This is a genomic window from Gracilibacillus saliphilus (assembly GCF_010994085.1).
Classification (GTDB): Bacteria; Bacillota; Bacilli; order Bacillales; family Amphibacillaceae; genus Gracilibacillus; species Gracilibacillus lacisalsi.
The window spans coordinates 15,579-32,071 of record NZ_WJEB01000005.1 but is presented as its reverse complement, the minus strand read 5'-3'; the positions used below and the strand labels follow the sequence as shown (position 1 = coordinate 32,071).

21 protein-coding genes and 1 pseudogene are annotated in these 16,493 nt (G+C 34.7%); 19 read left to right on the top strand and 3 right to left on the bottom strand.

Annotated elements, in window-relative coordinates:
* Positions 1 to 9 precede the first annotated feature (9 nt).
* The 12 genes from GHT08_RS07905 to GHT08_RS07850 all read left to right on the top strand — a co-directional run bounded on the left by GHT08_RS07905 (position 10) and on the right by GHT08_RS07850 (position 9,519).
* Entirely contained in the window at positions 10 to 429 is a 420-nt protein-coding gene (locus GHT08_RS07905; protein ID WP_163580895.1) for an OsmC family protein, read from the top strand.
* A gap of 228 nt (positions 430 to 657) precedes the next feature.
* Entirely contained in the window at positions 658 to 1,311 is a 654-nt protein-coding gene (locus GHT08_RS07900) for a GntR family transcriptional regulator (protein WP_163580894.1), read from the top strand.
* Between the two features lie 102 nt (positions 1,312 to 1,413).
* The gene (locus GHT08_RS07895) at positions 1,414 to 2,184 is read left to right on the top strand and encodes an SDR family NAD(P)-dependent oxidoreductase (protein WP_163580893.1); all 771 of its coding nucleotides are present in this window, start codon (positions 1,414 to 1,416) and stop codon (positions 2,182 to 2,184) included.
* Between the two features lie 326 nt (positions 2,185 to 2,510).
* A complete protein-coding gene (locus tag GHT08_RS07890) occupies positions 2,511 to 2,717 on the top strand; it encodes a helix-turn-helix transcriptional regulator (protein WP_163580892.1) in 207 nt (68 codons plus the stop codon).
* Positions 2,714 to 3,394 carry a DUF3169 family protein gene (locus tag GHT08_RS07885; RefSeq protein WP_163580891.1) on the top strand — a complete coding sequence of 227 codons (681 nt, stop codon included), beginning with the start codon at positions 2,714 to 2,716 and terminating at the stop codon, positions 3,392 to 3,394. Before GHT08_RS07890 ends, GHT08_RS07885 begins: the two co-directional genes overlap by 4 nt.
* Positions 3,395 to 3,453: 59 nt before the next feature.
* Positions 3,454 to 4,197 carry a Fic family protein gene (locus GHT08_RS07880; RefSeq protein ID WP_163580890.1) on the top strand — a complete coding sequence of 248 codons (744 nt, stop codon included), beginning with the start codon at positions 3,454 to 3,456 and terminating at the stop codon, positions 4,195 to 4,197.
* A gap of 279 nt (positions 4,198 to 4,476) precedes the next feature.
* Positions 4,477 to 5,685, top strand: a complete 1,209-nt coding sequence (locus tag GHT08_RS07875) for a T7SS effector LXG polymorphic toxin (protein ID WP_163580889.1) — start codon at positions 4,477 to 4,479, stop codon at positions 5,683 to 5,685.
* Positions 5,686 to 5,711: 26 nt separating this feature from the next.
* Positions 5,712 to 6,524, top strand: a complete 813-nt coding sequence (locus tag GHT08_RS07870) for an RNase A-like domain-containing protein (RefSeq protein ID WP_202882524.1) — start codon at positions 5,712 to 5,714, stop codon at positions 6,522 to 6,524.
* A gap of 19 nt (positions 6,525 to 6,543) precedes the next feature.
* A complete protein-coding gene (locus GHT08_RS07865; protein WP_163580888.1) occupies positions 6,544 to 6,825 on the top strand; it encodes a hypothetical protein in 282 nt (93 codons plus the stop codon).
* Between the two features lie 267 nt (positions 6,826 to 7,092).
* Positions 7,093 to 7,371 carry a hypothetical protein gene (locus GHT08_RS07860; protein ID WP_238343526.1) on the top strand — a complete coding sequence of 93 codons (279 nt, stop codon included), beginning with the start codon at positions 7,093 to 7,095 and terminating at the stop codon, positions 7,369 to 7,371.
* A 470-nt stretch (positions 7,372 to 7,841) separates the two neighbouring features.
* On the top strand, positions 7,842 to 8,111 hold the full coding sequence (locus GHT08_RS07855; RefSeq protein ID WP_163580887.1) for a hypothetical protein: 270 nt from the start codon (positions 7,842 to 7,844) through the stop codon (positions 8,109 to 8,111).
* Between the two features lie 502 nt (positions 8,112 to 8,613).
* Positions 8,614 to 9,519, top strand: a complete 906-nt coding sequence (locus tag GHT08_RS07850) for a sensor domain-containing diguanylate cyclase (RefSeq protein ID WP_163580886.1) — start codon at positions 8,614 to 8,616, stop codon at positions 9,517 to 9,519.
* Positions 9,520 to 9,802: 283 nt separating this feature from the next.
* Here the strand turns inward: GHT08_RS07850 and uvsE are convergent, their stop codons facing one another.
* A complete protein-coding gene (gene uvsE / locus GHT08_RS07845) occupies positions 9,803 to 10,768 on the bottom strand; it encodes a UV DNA damage repair endonuclease UvsE (protein ID WP_163580885.1) in 966 nt (321 codons plus the stop codon).
* A gap of 195 nt (positions 10,769 to 10,963) precedes the next feature.
* On the opposite strand from uvsE, the gene GHT08_RS07840 reads away from it, so the two are divergent.
* The 4 genes and pseudogenes from GHT08_RS07840 to GHT08_RS07830 all read left to right on the top strand — a co-directional run bounded on the left by GHT08_RS07840 (position 10,964) and on the right by GHT08_RS07830 (position 13,192).
* A complete protein-coding gene (locus tag GHT08_RS07840; protein ID WP_163580884.1) occupies positions 10,964 to 11,149 on the top strand; it encodes a hypothetical protein in 186 nt (61 codons plus the stop codon).
* A 146-nt stretch (positions 11,150 to 11,295) separates the two neighbouring features.
* Positions 11,296 to 11,700, top strand: a pseudogene (locus GHT08_RS22150) (GNAT family N-acetyltransferase); the annotation flags it as partial.
* 42 nt (positions 11,701 to 11,742) lie between these two features.
* A complete protein-coding gene (locus GHT08_RS22145) occupies positions 11,743 to 12,309 on the top strand; it encodes a DUF4256 domain-containing protein (protein WP_238343529.1) in 567 nt (188 codons plus the stop codon).
* 166 nt (positions 12,310 to 12,475) lie between these two features.
* A complete protein-coding gene (locus GHT08_RS07830) occupies positions 12,476 to 13,192 on the top strand; it encodes a hypothetical protein (protein ID WP_163580882.1) in 717 nt (238 codons plus the stop codon).
* 53 nt (positions 13,193 to 13,245) lie between these two features.
* On the opposite strand, the gene GHT08_RS07825 is transcribed toward GHT08_RS07830, so the two are convergent.
* A complete protein-coding gene (locus tag GHT08_RS07825) occupies positions 13,246 to 13,629 on the bottom strand; it encodes an SET domain-containing protein (RefSeq protein ID WP_163580924.1) in 384 nt (127 codons plus the stop codon).
* 337 nt (positions 13,630 to 13,966) lie between these two features.
* Here GHT08_RS07825 and GHT08_RS07820 point away from each other — a divergent pair, with 337 nt between their 5' ends.
* Genes GHT08_RS07820 through GHT08_RS07810 form a run of 3 tightly spaced genes read left to right on the top strand, consistent with a single transcriptional unit; the run spans position 13,967 to position 15,319 of the window.
* A complete protein-coding gene (locus tag GHT08_RS07820; RefSeq protein ID WP_193568282.1) occupies positions 13,967 to 14,479 on the top strand; it encodes a GrpB family protein in 513 nt (170 codons plus the stop codon).
* 46 nt (positions 14,480 to 14,525) lie between these two features.
* A complete protein-coding gene (locus GHT08_RS07815; RefSeq protein WP_163580880.1) occupies positions 14,526 to 14,957 on the top strand; it encodes a cytidine deaminase in 432 nt (143 codons plus the stop codon).
* Positions 14,958 to 14,995: 38 nt separating this feature from the next.
* Entirely contained in the window at positions 14,996 to 15,319 is a 324-nt protein-coding gene (locus tag GHT08_RS07810) for a YqfO family protein (RefSeq protein ID WP_163580879.1), read from the top strand.
* A gap of 240 nt (positions 15,320 to 15,559) precedes the next feature.
* Here GHT08_RS07810 and GHT08_RS07805 read toward each other — a convergent pair whose 3' ends face one another.
* Positions 15,560 to 16,489: an aldo/keto reductase gene (locus tag GHT08_RS07805; protein ID WP_163580878.1), complete on the bottom strand. Its 930-nt coding sequence runs from the start codon at positions 16,487 to 16,489 to the stop codon at positions 15,560 to 15,562.
* Positions 16,490 to 16,493 lie beyond the last annotated feature (4 nt).

The window sequence follows — 16,493 nt, the reverse complement described above, 5'->3', positions numbered from 1 at the left end:
ATGAATGATATGAAAGTTACAACTACATGGACAGGCGGTAGAGCATTTACTGGGAAAGGGCAATCTGGTTATGAAAAAAATATGGATGCAACAGAAGCTTATGGAGGTTTAGGAAAAGGTGCTACACCTACAGAGATGTTACTTAGCTCTTTAGCTGGTTGTATTGGTATTGATGTAACAATGATATTACGCCCTCACTTAGAAAAAATATCTAAAATTGACATTGAAACAGATGGATCAAGAAAAGAAGAACCACCTAAAGGATTTACGGATATAGTAGTTACATTCATAGTGGAGGGAGATATCGATAGTAAAAAAATATGGCGTGCAATACGTCTGGGAGAAGAAAAGTATTGTTCTGTATCAGATTCATTAAGTGCAAATATATCATTTAAATTAATATTAAATGGTGAAGAAGTAACTGAATAAACTCGAAAGCCCTCACTTGTTGACAGATAAATCATACTCTCATTCGAATTCTTGTTTTATTTACTTTAATTAAAGAGATTGTCTTCCTGATAGGAGGTACAATCTCTTATTGTAATTATTTGTGGAAATTCTGCTATGAAAGAGTGCTTATTCCAAAAAAGTTGCAATATAGAATGCTTTATATACAATAGAAAGGATAATGATATATTATGAGTTGGGGTGATAAATATGGCATATGAGCAATTTAATGACAAGGAGCATGCGAACCCATTTGGTGAATCATTACCCGAACAAATTGCTAAACATATATTGAAAAAAATAATGCAAGGGGAATACATCCCTGGAGATAAAATAGCTGAAGAGCATATCGCTTCTGAATTAAACACAAGTCGAGCACCTGTTAGAGAAGCTCTATATCTATTACAAGTAGACAATATTGTAGAGAGAATTCCAAGAAAAGGTGTCATTGTCAAAACATTTACGGAGAGTGAGATTAAGGAATATGCAGAAGTTATGATTGGACTTATCCAAATGGCAATTGAGTTAACCAAAGAAAGCTGGACCAAAGATAAAATAGCCATTCTAGATAACAAAGTGCAACAAATGCAAGTGGACTATGGTCAACAAGATTTAATGGCGTATCAATCTAGTTCGGCCCATGTTACAGAATATTTATTCGAAGTTGCTAACAATCGCCCGTTGTCACATTTTTATAAGGAGTCCGTATATATTTTGAAAGTATTTGCCAACTTGAAATGGACAGTGGAAACAATGGAACATTTCCATTCTCAAATGACACGAATAGTTGAATTGTTGAAAGCGAACCAATTAGACAAGGCGAAGGCTCTTGTGCCTCATTTGTTACTAGATACTTTAGACTGATAAAAGAAGGGAGGATATTATCTTCTCAAGTTAAAATTGTCGACATTATACATTTTATAAGCTATCATTAATAGTACAGACTATTAAGATGAGGTGATGTAAATGAGTTTTGAAAATAAAGTAGTATTAATAACAGGGGCAGCTGGTGGAATTGGTCTAGCGGCGGCAGAAGCATTTGCAAAAGAAGGAGCAAAATTAGTTCTCGTTGATCTTTCAAAAGAAGCTTTAGAAGAAAAAACAAAGAACATTAACGCTAAAGATAAGTTATTAGTAGCTGCAGATGTATCGAAGGAAGAGCAAGTCCAAAATTATGTAGAAGAGGCGAAAAAAGCTTTTGGAACAGTGGATGTTTTTATTAATAATGCAGGTATTAATGGTGCATTTGCGACACTTGATGAACAGACAGTCGATAATTATCAGGCGGTATTCGGTGTGAATGTACTTGGTGCATTCCTAGGGTTAAAACATGTAGCTCCCATTATGAAAGAGCAAAAAAGTGGTGCAATCGTAAATACAGCATCCAATGGTGGGCTATTAGGTGCACCTAGAATGGGTATTTATGCTGCTTCCAAGCATGCTGTGATTGGCCTAAACAAAACAGCAGCATTAGAATTAGCTGATTTTGGTATCCGAGTTAATGCAGTAGCCCCATCTGGAGTAGATACACAAATGATGAAGTCAATCGAATCAAATGCGATGCCAGGAAAAGAAGAGGATGCTCGTACTAACTTTGAAAACAGTGTTCCGTTAAAAAGATATTCTACACCAGAAGAAATTGCAGACTTAATGGTCTTTTTAGCTTCTGATAAAGCTTCCTTTATTTCCGGAGCTTACTATCGAATTGATGGCGGACAAGGTGCAACCTCTGTTTAATGGAGGTAGCATATTGAAAGTGACCGATAAATGCTTAAAAGTGACTGATAACTGATTTATAGTGACTGATAAATAGAAATCACATGGAACTTTCCAGTATCACGAATGAATCATAATATTGAAACACCTCAAAAGACTCGATCATCTTAAAATGATGCTCGAGTCTTTTTGGTGTGCTTATGTTTTACTACTTTTTGACAATAAAAGTGATCATTATGACAAAAATAGTTGTCAAAATAATAAGGATACTTTACAATAGAGATATGTATAGGATTTCTCGTTCATGTAACTGTGAATAAGATATAAAAACATGCGAGGTGACAAGATTGAAGACAAGACTGAAAGAATTACGTGCAAGGGATGGATTGAATCAGACTGAACTGGCTAAACGAACAAAAGTCTCGCGCCAAACGATTAGTTTGATTGAACGTGAGGAATTAATGCCCTCTCTCCTCATAGCCGTGAAATTATCACGTATTTTTAATGAACCGATTGATCAGATTTTTATATTTAAGGAGGAAGAATTAGTATGAAAAGTTTCGTGAATTTTTTTATTGGAGCCGTTTTTGGATTTTTCATTATATATGCATTTTTAGCTTTAGAATTTGAATTAACCATGTTTGATATCGCATATGAATTGATATGGATTCTAGGGACTATTTCCCTGATTTTATTAGTATTAGCTATTGTAGGGATGTTGCAAATCAAACGAAAGGCATCGAGCCCTTTAGAAGGAGAAGAGGAAGATGATCGTGATAAGTGGCAATATAAAAAATTTAGTGATGTTTCACTAGTAGGGAATATCAGTATGATTTTTTCCATTATTACATTCAGCATAGTCATTGTAACCAAGCAAGAATTATTCCTGACTATTTGTGCGTTAATTCTAGTATTGATTTCCGGAGCAAGTTCATATGTATCGCCCTATTTGATGAAAGTGATGTATCCAGAACGCGACCTCCCAAAAGTATCAGATAAAGATTATACGAAAAAGCTACTTGCTTCTTCTGATGAAGGAGAGCGACATGTGATGCTAGAAGGGCTTTATTATACTTTTAATAGCACGAACTTATTACTTGTGGGTGCGATGATTATTTTGACGGTCTATTCTGTTAGCTCTGAACAATCACAACTATTTGCTATCTTTATTATTGGACTCATCTTGATTACGATCAATACGCAGTATATTTTACAGATACGTAATAAGTAAGAGGGATGTCATTCGAGAACTTTTTTATGATATAATAAAACTTAAAGTAGGTGTGGAAGATGGATAAATTTCAACGGATTGATCAATTAAAAAAAGATTTAGACCAAGAAAGACCACTACCACCAGAAGTTGTACAAAATCTTAAGGATGTATACAAAGTAGAATGGACATACCATTCCAATGCAATTGAAGGCAATACTTTGACGCTAATGGAAACCAAATTGGTGTTAGAAGAAGGTTTAACGATTGGTGGTAAACATTTAAGAGAACATTTTGAAGCAGTTAATCATGCAGAAGCTATTGATTATATTGAGGAAAAAGTTATTACGCAGAGCCATTTAGATGAGTCGATACTAAAAAAGATACATGCTATTATTCTAAAAAATATTGACGATAAGAATGCAGGGGTTTACCGGTCCATTAATGTAAGAATATCAGGTAGTGAGCATACCCCCCCACACTTTTTGCAAGTAGATCATGAGATGAGAAATCTGTTCGAATGGTATAATCAGGCCAAGAGTAAATTACACCCTGTTAAATTAGCTGCATTATTTCATTTTAAATTTGTTTATATTCCCCCATTTGTAGACGGGAACGGAAGAACCGCAAGACTATTGATGAATCTCTTATTAATGGAAGCAGGTTATCCACCAGCTATTATAAAAGCAGAGAATGACCAACGACTAAACTATTATAAAACTTTGGAATTGGCAAGTATGCAGCAGAATGTTGATCCATTTGTAAGTTTGATAGCAGAGTGTGTAGAAAATAGTCTTCAACAATATATAAATGCTATAAAATAAAGTGCCTGACACTCCTTGAAACCTTTTGCATATAAAATGACGTGTTGTTAAATGCTCTCTTTTCCTGAGATATTAAAGATGTCTAGTAAAAAATAAAGTACTTTCATTTAAAGGAATGGAAGTACTTTATTTTTTATTAGGCGCTAAGATACTAATATATGTAGGTCTTCAGTAATTGCATCTGCCCCAAAATAGTGATTTCACCCTATGTAATTGTGATTCCTTTATATGTTAAAATTTGTAATGGATATGATTTCCTTTACATAAGAGGGGTGGAATATGTCGAATTGGAAAGTGAGTATCAAAGAAATAAGTGACTTTGATCAAGAAATAAAAAGAGAAACGACCTCCATCAAAGAAGCATTTCATAAAGTGCAAAGAAATATAGATGAGATCATTAATATGGAGCAATTTCAAGGAGAAGCAGCGGATGCAGCAAAAGAATATTTTCAAGTTTTACATGCGACATTGCTTCAAGCATTTATCGGCGTTTTTGAACAGTTGGAAGCAAACATAACCAAGCATCTCCAAGCGTTCTCAGATGAAGTAGATAGCAGTAGCCATGCCATTATACAAGCTGATTACTTAGAATCAGAAGAAGATGATATACTAGATACATATCGACAACTAGAGCATGTACAAAGAGATGTGGAACGGATAATAGATCGTGTGTCAGACTTGACTACTGCCCAATCTCCATCGACTTATCATCTATTAGAATCCAAAGAAAATAGTGTTCGTGTGACGAGTAAACTATCACGTAAATTGAGCAGCTATGCTCATTCTTTTAGCAGCGATAATCAGCAGATGGAAAGCTCATTACATGAAATTAAAGTATTGATGGATAAAGTGGCCAAGCAAACAAATAAGCATGCAACTACGAATGATTTTCAGGCCTCATTACCTTTTATCACTTCGTTCGTATCGGATGCAATCGAGCAAGCACCATTTGAACGAATGCTTTTGACGCAAGAGGACAGAGATAGGCAATCTATTTTAGCTTCCAGGCATTCACGCGAGAGCAGACAACTAGTAGGCTTGAGAAAATATGAAAAAGCAACATTCGCAGATTCGCAATTAGAGGAACGGATCCAAAACTTATTCCGTGCCCGTCTTCGCCAGAATCTTCTTCAAGCAAATCGTTGGTGGCAGGAGACCGTAACGCAACAAATAAATGTAACCAATCGCTATCTATTACAGGGTGGGATAGCGTATACGGACTATTTAAACAACGTCAAAACAACAGGAAAAGACATTTTGAATGAGGAGATAGTAGAGCCCGTGACCAAGTCGTGGGACAGTGTTAAAATAATTGGTAAATCTATAGCAGACTCCGCCCAAGAAAGAAATGAAAAGAAGTATGAATCTGGCTATGATTTTGCCAACTACGCAACATTTGGTATACCAGGTGCTGTGTTGGGTATAAAAGAAGGATTCGATCAACGTTATCAGGCATTACAAGATGATGCGAGTGTCTCCACCTTTTGAACTATGCTACGATGGGGACAACTGAAATGACAGTAAATGCTGTTAACCCTGAGGAGGCGTATTCACCAGAACACTGGTTAAATAGCTTTGGTTTAGCGACGCTCCTTGCTAGTGGTGGGTTAAGTGCAGCTTCAAATCAGATATTAACCAAGCCTATATTGACGCAACCGAAACCGGCGGCAACCATTCCGAAAGGTCAACAGACAACAAAAACACAGCTCATTCCTTCTCGAACGGATTATATCAAGGGGAAAATGGACAAAGCGCTTGAACAAATAGGAAAAGTAAAAGTTCCTGTCTTAGTGAAAGAGGAATTAGCAACAGAATTTGGTTCGTTATCTATGATGCGGATGGAAACGAAAAGGTTCCAGGAGACGCAGTTGCAGTTGTTTAAAGGGCGTGGGGATGGTAATAAGGTTACAAGTAATGTTAATCCTGAGGTAATTCGTAAAGTAGATAACGATATTCTTGATAGAATGGAATCGCTTGGAGGACACACAATAGATAGGCATGTAGGTAAAACTAATGAGGAGCTGATTAAAAGAGCGATACAACAAAATGTTGAGGCAGCTACTTCGTTTACAGACAAAAGTACAGCGATTAAAGCTATTCAAGAAAATTTGCGTAAGAATGCAAATAATATTGCAGAATGGATAAATAATTCTGATACAGGCAGAAAGGTTTTTGATGTATCACATAAAAATTCAATTGGCAAAGGGGCTCTGGAGGATAAGAAGCAGATTATTTACGACCTTACTAATTCTAGAGTTGTCTTAATAAGAGATACAAGCAGTGAATTAGGATTTAGAATTTTAACAAGTTTTCCAGTTGATAAATAAGTTAGTGGGTGGGATTATTTTGAATGAGGAATTAAATTTAGAAACGTTTAAATATTTCCTTGAATGTTATTTTAACGTAAGTGCTAACTATAATGAATTAAATAAAATTGTTAATGATTTTAATTTATTTGAAAACGTCAAATATCGCCAAAAACTTCTGGCAGAATTAGAAATAATATTGGAATTAGAGAATTGGAATATTGTTCAAGAGGTCGTCAAAAAATATGGTATGAGAAAGATGGATGAAAGAAAAGTAAAATGGCTAATTCAAGTTATTGTGGGGAATTTAAAATCTAATTGATTATATTGCTATAACCACAATTCCCTAGAGGATTATTGAAGCCAAGAGCTTTCGAGATTATATAGGTTCGTTGTTTTATAGAAAATATAATGGATTACATTAATGATATAGCACTTGATTGCCTGTTTGGCAACAAGTGTTATTGTTTTTAGTAAAAAATTCAAACTTTGGACGGCTTTGAAATATGTTTTATCGAAATGTATAACCCATGATGCTTGTACCATTCAAGTATATTGTTTAAACAGTGGGGGTGAAAGAGGTATTGAGGTGGAGGTTCCAGAGGCTATTTCCACAGTAGCAATACTTCTAATGGGTGATGTTCAAAGCAATAGTCAACCATGGTTAAAATTAATAAACAAAGTTATAAGAGGCGAGTCAAATTATGAGGAATGTACAGGTAATAATTGTACATTGGAGATTAATCAAGATATAACAAAAATACTTGATAACTATAGTGAGGAAGAAGATGAATGTGTAATAGAAACAAATGAGCTAAAGAAGATAATAGAATTGTGGGCAGAAAAGATAAATAGTACTGTTGAGTAATTGATAAGAACCTTGAATGGTATTACGCTTTCAAGGTTCTTTTTTTGAAGGGCTACCCAGTGCCGAATAACTTCGATTTATTAAGAGAAAAGGTGATACTACTTGTAAACCCTGTATAATGCTTTAACAAATTATAAAGTACTTACAACACCTATAAAACGTATAACCTAATTAATTATCCTAGCTATTAGAAGTACTCATAAAACCATCAGTTACCACCTTCCATATTCTACAATACTATACCTTTGCTTTCCCTCTGCCTTTTAGAAATCTCTTTGATTCAAAGAGTGTTTGACTTAATAATAGAAGTTCCTAAAGGACAAATATTAAATATAGGTAGAGTTGAAAAGCAATATACAAAAACAGGTGCTTTACTAGAAGGTGATGCTGACCAAATACTTCTACCACAAGGGTGGCCATCTGAATGGATAAAAGATATAAGAAAAGTTCCGAGTAAATAGGAGGATTTTATGGATAAAATAGAGCAATTAACTAGACAAGTGAAGAGGGTAATAAATATTCTAGAAAAGGAATATTCTAGTGAAATAAAAAAAGGTATTTTTCAGTTAATATATAAAAGATATAAGAATGCACTGGAAATTATTGAAGATAATAAAGATCTTAACGGAATAAATATTATTGGTGGTGTTAGAGCTTATATGGATAGTTATAATGACTATCCAAATCCCTTGTTAAAAGAATTACACAAGGCTGAAAACTTACTAAAAGAAATATTATAATATATTTGATATTTACATCTAAACCTTGAATGACTGATAAGTTAGCCATGCAAGGTTTTGGGCAAGTGTAATGAGAAAGAATTATTTAGAATCAAAAACTCATGATGGTAAGCAAATCTACAAGATTTTAGTTGTCAATTAAATAAAATAAAATAAAAACTATTCAGGAAGAAATCAATTAATTGGTGGCGGTTATCTAAAAAGATAACTGTCTTTTTTAAAATAGGAGCGTGTTACTAGAATAAATTTAGAAAGTAGAGATAAGCTCTGTAAGCCCAATATGATGTTTTCCTGAATTATAAAAATGTAGAGAAGTTTAAACCGTTACTGGCTTTGCAGAATCCAATTGGTAAATGACATCTTATAAAGGAAGAATTTTAAACCTGCTAGCTTATTGTTAATTTGTTATAATGAGTGAGTAAGAAATAATAACCTGTTTAGTAATGTAGAGAGACAAAAGTAAATAAGGTAGGAACAAAGTGTACGGAAGCAGGTGATTTAATTGGAACAAAGGGTAGTGCAGGATCTACTGGAATTAGTTAATCAATCATTCGAAAATAAAAGGCTATTTCTAGGTAAAACGACAGACGAAACATTTTCGGTAGTGAAAATGTTAGGAGAAGATAGTAGAGAACTAGAAGAATTTAATAATCTTACTATGGATCTTAAAGAATCCTTTTGTCAGCTTATCTATCTTGGTGAACAAAAGCCATTAATCATAAACGATACAAGTAAACACCCTGTTACCAAAGATTTGGCTATTACGACTCAAGCAAATGTAGGGGCATACATGGGTGTACCTGTTTTTTATAAAGATGGGAAAATGTTTGGTACTCTTTGTGTAGTGGGTACAGAAAAAGGATCTTTTACAGAGAGGGATGAAGAGATACTTGAAAAATTCTCTCATCTATTTTCTTATGTACTAGAGCTTGAGAAATTAGCAACTATTGATAGTTTAACAAACTTATACAATAGACATTACTTGTATGAAAATTTCTTGCATATCAAAAATAAAAAAGCGATCATGTTACTTGACCTGGATAATTTTAAAGAAGTGAATGATACGTATGGTCATGATGTAGGTGACTTGGTGTTAAAAGAAGCTGCAAGTCGAATTAACCAACAAATCGGAAATAATGATATATTAGCTCGAATTGGCGGGGATGAGTTTGCCATAGTGATCACGGAAGAAAATAAGAAACCGTTAGAAGCTATTGCGAATGACATTATTCATGCTTTATCGGAATGGAGCAATTACCCTGTTGCTGTTTCGATTTCTGCCAGCATCGGAATATGTATGCTCGATGAAGATAATGCGAACAATATTCAAATAGCGTTAAAAGAGGCAGACACAGCGATGTATGATGCGAAAAGAAATGGGAAAAGTACTTATTTTGGGTTAACTTAGAGTAATGTTCATCACTTTGGCTAATCCTTTGGTCTAACACAAACGTCTAATCTATTTGGGCGTTTTTTTTTATAAAGGACAAAAAAGAGAGAAATGAGAGAAAAGTGTCCATCATAAGCGTGATGAAGGACAAAAAAGATGAAAACGAGAGAAAAGTGTCCATCATAAGCGTGATGAAGGACAAAAAAGACGAAAACGAGAGAAAAGTGTCCATCATAAACGTAATGAAGGACAAAAAATCTATCACTAGTGAAACATAGCGTTTTTTAACATACTATACCTGCTATTTTAATCGAAAAGTAGAACCATTGATCATATCGATGTCATCTCTTAATTGGACTTGTTTGATTAGTTTAAATAAAGCTGCATCTTTTTGCTTTGCTTCGATCATACAATCAATTTGTGGTACTGTTCCATTTATTTCTTTTAAAAAATGAAAAAACATATCGATATCTATATAATCAGTATGGTGACGGATCTTCTCTTTACTTTTTGGACTGGATATATGCATTTTGATCGGGAGAGGTGAATATTTCCATGTTTGTATAATACGCTCCCAGTTGTCCTCCCAATTATCCATTTGATGATGAACAATGTGATGATGATAGTCAAAAACAAGTGGAATCCCCAGTTTTTCACATAAAAAAAGCGTATCATCCAAAGTAAAAGAAGTATCATCATTCTCAAGCATGATCATTTTTTGAATAGCTCTGGGAACAACCATCCAATTATCCACAAATCGCTCCAGTGATTTCTCTGTTTCTTTATATTTTCCTCCGATATGTATCACACATCGGTGCTCAGGGTCTATACCCATTCCTTTTAACAATAAATAGTGCATTTTTAATGTGGTAATTGAATTTCTCAATACTTCCTTTCTTAAAGAATTTAGTAGGACAAAATGATCTGGATGGAAATCTACTCGCATTTGATGCTTCTTTACGTATTCTCCAATTTCATTTAGATTCTCCTTGAGTGGTTTCAGATAATTCCAATCCAAAAGCTCTTCATGGTTAGCTAATGGAATAAGTCTTGATGTTAAACGGTAAAAGTATATATCTGAAGCTACGTTATGCTTTAAAATTCTTAATGTATTATGTAAATTATGGTTGGCGATACGCTCTAGTTTACGAACGGCTGCCTCTCTATCAGCTATCTTATCAAATTGCTTAAACGTCATCTTTTGTGACGGTGAGGCATTTTGAACATATTTGCTCATTGCAACATAGCCAAGGCGGACAATAGTCATGTTTACCTCCAGTTTTACGAAAATTTGTGATAGTAGTTTTTCCTGAAAATACTTTGTATATGTAAAAGTATTGTATTTATTTAAATAGATAGAGTTAGAGTTCAAACACCAACCTTTGAGACAAGTGCAAGAGCCTATATTGCCTTTTTAGCAAGTCAAATATTAACAAATGAAGTTCTATCTGAGAGGTTGGATTTGGCAGATGAAATTTTTCATATTGTAATGGGGCTTCAATATCCAGAAGACTTGATGGAGTGGTTTGAAATCAATGAAATGATAGACATGCTTAAATATGACAATTCTCCATTAGAATTTAATGAAAAAGACGTAAAGTTAAAAATTATAAAGGAAGCTAAACTTATTGTGGAAGCTAATGAGTGAAAGAATTCAACAAGATGATCATAAAAAATGGTCATCTTTTTCTTTTGTAAGAGTAAATCATGTTATGATGGAAATACGTAGGCTTAATACTAGGACGGGGATGATTTAACAGGGAGGCTAATTTGATAAAAAGAATAGACATCAGTATGAGAAAAAACGCGGAAGATATATTGGATCTTCAAATACCATCATATCAGGTAGAGGCAGAAATCATTGGTTCATATGATATACCACCATTAAAAGATACAGTCGATACTTTGCAAAGTTGCGGAGAAACTTTCTTTGGTTATTATGACAATGAAGCATTATGTGGAGCAATATCTATAAAAGTAGAGGATGAAACATTGGATATACATAGATTAATCGTCCATCCAAACCATTTTAGGAGAGGTATTGCACAAATGCTGTTCCATTTTATCGAAAGTAGGTTCGAACTTAAAACAATAAAAGTAGCAACAGGATCTAACAATACACCAGCCATTCATTTTTATAAAAAGAATGGATTTCAAAAGATGAAAGAAGTCCGAGTAAATAAACAACTATCGTTAACCTTTTTTGAAAAAAAGGTAGTAACTAATAAGGAGGAAATAAACATGGCAAACAATAAAAAGGAGTTGTCACTAGAACAACAGGAAGAATTACTTCAGACATTGCAAGCGCGTTTTGAGAAAAACATGAACCGTCATGAGGGTCTTGAGTGGGCTAAAGTCCAAGCCAAGCTAGAAGCTAATTCTGATAAACTGTGGTCACTCAATGAAATGGAAAGAACAGGCGGTGAACCGGATGTTGTGGACTATGATAAAGAGAAGGATGAATACATTTTTTATGATTATTCAGCAGAAAGTCCTAAAGGTCGCAGAAGTGTTTGTTACGACCGCGAAGCACTGGAGGCAAGGAAGAAACATAAACCAGAAAATAGCGCTATCGATATGGCAACAGACATGGGCATTGAACTTTTAACGGAGGAGCAATATCGAGCGTTACAGGGAATGGAAAGTGTCGATTTAAAAACCTCGAGTTGGGTGCAAACACCTTCGGATATTAGAGAACACGGCGGAGCCCTTTTTTGTGATTATCGCTACGGGCATGTCTTCTTGTATCACAATGGTGCGTCCTCTTATTATGCTGCCAGAGGATTTCGTGGCTCGTTAAGGGTTTAACAATTTATTGGTAGCTCGATGACCATTTTAGCAATCGATATATTCTCTTTTTTACACAAGAAGATGATCATCACCTAATCTACTAAATAGTGGAAAATACCTATTGAAGTCGTTGCATATTAATGGTATTTTTTACATTGTTAACTAAACTTGAAGAGGTGACGAAGTGGAGAATAATAATACGCAAGAATCGGAGCAAAAAGATCAGATTGAAGAGGTGAATTTAGACCAAGAAACTGGAGAGGCTGTAGCAATCTCAACGGAAAAAAAGAAACAAGACAGCTCATCTACAAACTTTGATTTTGGAGAAAGTGTAAAAGAAACAAGAAGTATTTTGAAAGATGCTATCCTAAGACCACATGCAATTGTGAGTTCAAGTAGAACGATTCGTATCCAAACAAGTGGACTAATTTTAATGGCTTTATCATTATTGATAGGTATTTGTACCTTCCTTTTTTACAGGTTTGGTTTTGATGGCTTATTAAGTATGTTTAGTGATATTGGATTTATGTTTGCAATCAGAAGTATTTTTTCTTGGATTATTACGTTTGCTGTCGGCTATTTTTCCCTATACCTGTTATTGCTTTATACTGGTAATAGAAAGATGGATCACAAGGAATTGCTGACCAATTATGCGATCGTCAATATTCCTTTTGCAATTGTCTTTTGTGTAGTAATTCTTCTTTTTGGATTTTTAATGGTAGATTTATTTGTGATTACATATGTGTTTGCATTAATGCTCTATGGAGTATTACATATCTATCTATTCCTTGTTCATATGAAGGAAGCGAAATTTGATTTGTACTGGACAATTGCTGGATATCTATTAGTATTAATCGTTGCAACCTATGTACTAAATGGAATTGATATAGCTACATTTTAATGGTTCATACACCTCATGGAAAAAAGACCTCTTGTACGAGGTCTTTCTCTTTGTTATTTCTTTTCATCATTAAACCAAAGTGGGTCCATGTTATCTACATCGCCATTATAATTAATGACAATCTCATCACCAGCAGTTATATCTGTGTATGCATAAAAGTCAAAGGTATGATTATCAAAGTTAATCTCATAATTGGCATTTGGTTCATAGGAATGATTAAATAGCATTCCGTAGCCAAAAAGGATAGCAGAATGATTTATTCCATACTCGAATGCGTAATCAGCAAGCAAGGTTTTTTCAATGTGTTTGTGCTCTTCATTTGGATAAGCAATAACAGGTGCTTCATGGATAAGCTCCCCTTTTTTAATATCAATTTTAGCGAACACTCCTCTATTGAATTCCCCATCACTGAGTGCAGATGTTTTTATTTCTATTATGTCGTTCACCTACTCACTTTTTAAATTTACTTCATGTTGAAAAGTTCGTTATAGCATTAGACTTACGAGAATCCTTAGAATTAAATAATACCATTTATAGTGGGAGAAAACAATTAGCTAGGGATTTGTCAAGCTAACCGATCCATGTAACAGATGTTGGTGGATGCTTTCAGGATAAAAGCAGCGCGTGGCTTATTAAATTTAGAATGGGAGGAAATGAATATTTTACCTTTTCTTATTTTTGCATTTTGAAGAATAAAATGGAACTAAATGTTAAAATAATGGTGTAGTGGTTACTATGCTCTAGAGAGCTTAGGTAATAAAAAGGGGCGATATGGTGAGAAAGGTGGAAGTCTGTCCGTATAATGAAAAATGGCCGGCAATGTTTTTGGAGGAAGCAAACAAACTTAAAATCATTTTTGGGAATGATATTGTAGACATTTACCATATAGGCAGCACATCAGTTCCAGGGTTAAAAGCCAAACCTATCATTGATATGATGCCTGTTGTTAAGGATATTAATAGTATTGATAGATTCAATGCGGAAATGAACAAGATTGGATATATACAAAAAGGAGAAAATGGCATACCTGGACGGAGGTACTTTCAAAAGGGTGGAGACAATCGTACTCATCACGTCCATTTTTTTCAGGTTGGTAGTTATGAAATAAAACGACATTTAGCTTTTCGGGATTACTTACGATTTCATCCAGAATCAAAGAAAAGTTATGGAGAGTTAAAAGAAGAATTAGCTCAACAGTTTCCCTATGATATTGGATCATATATTAATGGTAAAGAACAACTTGTAAAAGAAATAGAAGCAAAAGCAATAGACTGGTATCAAGGATAACTTTAAAATGGTTTTAGGAAAGCAATAGAAAGTAGGTGAACCACTTATGTTAAAAGTAAAACCTTTAGAAGATAAAGATTATCAACTAATTCAAGAAGCCGAAAAAGTAATTGAAAAAAATTATAAGTATGGTCGACATCATATTGGTTCAGCTGTAAGAACAACATCTGGCCGTGTTTTCTCAGCTGTCCATTTAGAAGCAAATGTCGGTAGAATAGCGGTATGTGGGGAAGCAATGGCAATTGGCAAATCTATATCTGAAGGTGAGAACGAATTTGAAACGATTGTAGCAGTGGCTCATCCACATCCTCACGAAGACATAGAGAAATGTTGGGTTGTTTCTCCTTGTGGTATGTGTCGAGAACTTATCAGTGATTATGGAAAAAATACGGATGTCATCATTTCTTATCATAGTAAACTAGTAAAGTGTAATGTGATGGAGTTGTTACCAGAGAAGTATACAAAAGAAGTTGAGTAATATATATTTTCAAAACGAATACAGACGGAGGTACTTGAATGGAGTTTGAATCTGTAAAAGTGGAAATTTTGGTTCCAGAAGATTATATAGAAAGGTTGCGAGATGAGTTAAATAATATTGGTCTATTAACTGTTGGAAAGTATGATAATGTTGTTTCATACTCTGTTGTGAAGGGCTACTGGAGGCCATTAGAAGGATCTTCCCCTTTTGATGGAACGAAAGGGGAAATTTCCTTTGGATCTGAGTGTAAAATGGAATTTAGATGTTCACTCGAAAATATCGCTGAAGCCAAAAGAGTTATTAAAAACATCCATCCTTATGAAGAACCTGTCATCAATGTCATACCATTATTAGACTTATAAGTTTAGGATAAGCGGACAAAAGAAAGCCAAAAATCGGAAAAAGTGTCCCCGAGATCGGTTCTCGAGGACAAAAGGAAGTAAAAATCGAAACAAATGTCTTCGAGAGTAGCACTTGAAACAAAAGTAAAGTCAGCTTCTTAAGAAATTACCTTTGCTTATTTATTTTGCTATTTATTCATGATTTCCGCCCGCTTCTATTCATTCGGAATTCGAAGTGTCATGTCATAAGCAACACCTATGTCAGCTCCCATTTTCTAACCATTCAACTTCATCTCTCGATAGTTCAATATTTGATCCTTCCAAACAGGAGACAAGTTCTTGCTCATTTTGGGCTCCAATTAGGGCACAAGTAGGGAAGGCTTGATTTAATACATAAGCCAAAGCAATTTGGATTGCGGTTACGCCTTTTTTATCTGCTAGTTGTTCTGCTCTTGCCAGTCGCTCCCAATTGGCATCACTATAAAACACGCGAACTAGATCTTCATTACTTCGATCCTCTGGTGTAAACCTGCCAGTGAAAAATCCTCTTGCTTGTGAAGACCATGATAAAAGGGGAAGTTGTGTTTCTTCGTGCCATTTCTTGTCATCACTATCAGTTGAGACACATCCCTTCCAGAATGGCTCATTTGCCTTAGCTAAACTAAGGTTCGGACTGCTGAATGAAAAGCCTATTAAGCCATTGGCAGCTGCGTACTCATTTGCAGCTTGAATTCGTTCTGTTGTCCAGTTGGAGCCGCCAATCGCTTTGATACGACCAGCTTCAATATGTTCATTTAAGGCATCAATAATTTCACTTACGGGTACATCAGGATCATCTCTGTGTAATGCATATAAATCAATATAATCGGTACCAAGTCTTTCTAAACTTTCAAAAAGGTCTTGACTAATTGCCTCAGGATTTACACGTGGTCCGTTTTGGTCATGATGAGCGCCTTTAGTTAAAATAACGACATCCTCTCGATTATTCCGTTCTTTTAGCCACATGCCGATCGCTACTTCACTTTCTCCACCACAGTAAATATGAGCGGTATCAATCGTATTGCCCCCGATCGCTATATAACGATCTAATACCTGACAGACTTTATCATATACACTCGGTTTAAAATAATCGGACCCTTGAATTAATGTAGTAATAGACTTATCTAGGCCATCGATTTGAATCGTTTTCATTTCA

What these genes read in the sequence shown, in the direction of transcription:
- GHT08_RS07905 (WP_163580895.1), top strand. Translation starts at nt 10, where the DNA reads ATGAAAGTTACAACTACATGGACAGGCGGTAGAGCATTTACTGGGAAA.
- uvsE (WP_163580885.1), bottom strand. Translation starts at nt 10,768, where the DNA reads ATGACTATTGTCCGCCTTGGCTATGTTGCAATGAGCAAATATGTTCAA.
- GHT08_RS07880 (WP_163580890.1), top strand. Translation starts at nt 3,454, where the DNA reads ATGGATAAATTTCAACGGATTGATCAATTAAAAAAAGATTTAGACCAA.
- GHT08_RS07900 (WP_163580894.1), top strand. Translation starts at nt 658, where the DNA reads ATGGCATATGAGCAATTTAATGACAAGGAGCATGCGAACCCATTTGGT.
- GHT08_RS07810 (WP_163580879.1), top strand. Translation starts at nt 14,996, where the DNA reads ATGGAGTTTGAATCTGTAAAAGTGGAAATTTTGGTTCCAGAAGATTAT.
- GHT08_RS07805 (WP_163580878.1), bottom strand. Translation starts at nt 16,489, where the DNA reads ATGAAAACGATTCAAATCGATGGCCTAGATAAGTCTATTACTACATTA.
- GHT08_RS07885 (WP_163580891.1), top strand. Translation starts at nt 2,714, where the DNA reads ATGAAAAGTTTCGTGAATTTTTTTATTGGAGCCGTTTTTGGATTTTTC.
- GHT08_RS07870 (WP_202882524.1), top strand. Translation starts at nt 5,712, where the DNA reads ATGACAGTAAATGCTGTTAACCCTGAGGAGGCGTATTCACCAGAACAC.
- GHT08_RS22145 (WP_238343529.1), top strand. Translation starts at nt 11,743, where the DNA reads ATGGCAAACAATAAAAAGGAGTTGTCACTAGAACAACAGGAAGAATTA.
- GHT08_RS07855 (WP_163580887.1), top strand. Translation starts at nt 7,842, where the DNA reads ATGGATAAAATAGAGCAATTAACTAGACAAGTGAAGAGGGTAATAAAT.
- GHT08_RS07815 (WP_163580880.1), top strand. Translation starts at nt 14,526, where the DNA reads ATGTTAAAAGTAAAACCTTTAGAAGATAAAGATTATCAACTAATTCAA.
- GHT08_RS07895 (WP_163580893.1), top strand. Translation starts at nt 1,414, where the DNA reads ATGAGTTTTGAAAATAAAGTAGTATTAATAACAGGGGCAGCTGGTGGA.
- GHT08_RS07875 (WP_163580889.1), top strand. Translation starts at nt 4,477, where the DNA reads ATGTCGAATTGGAAAGTGAGTATCAAAGAAATAAGTGACTTTGATCAA.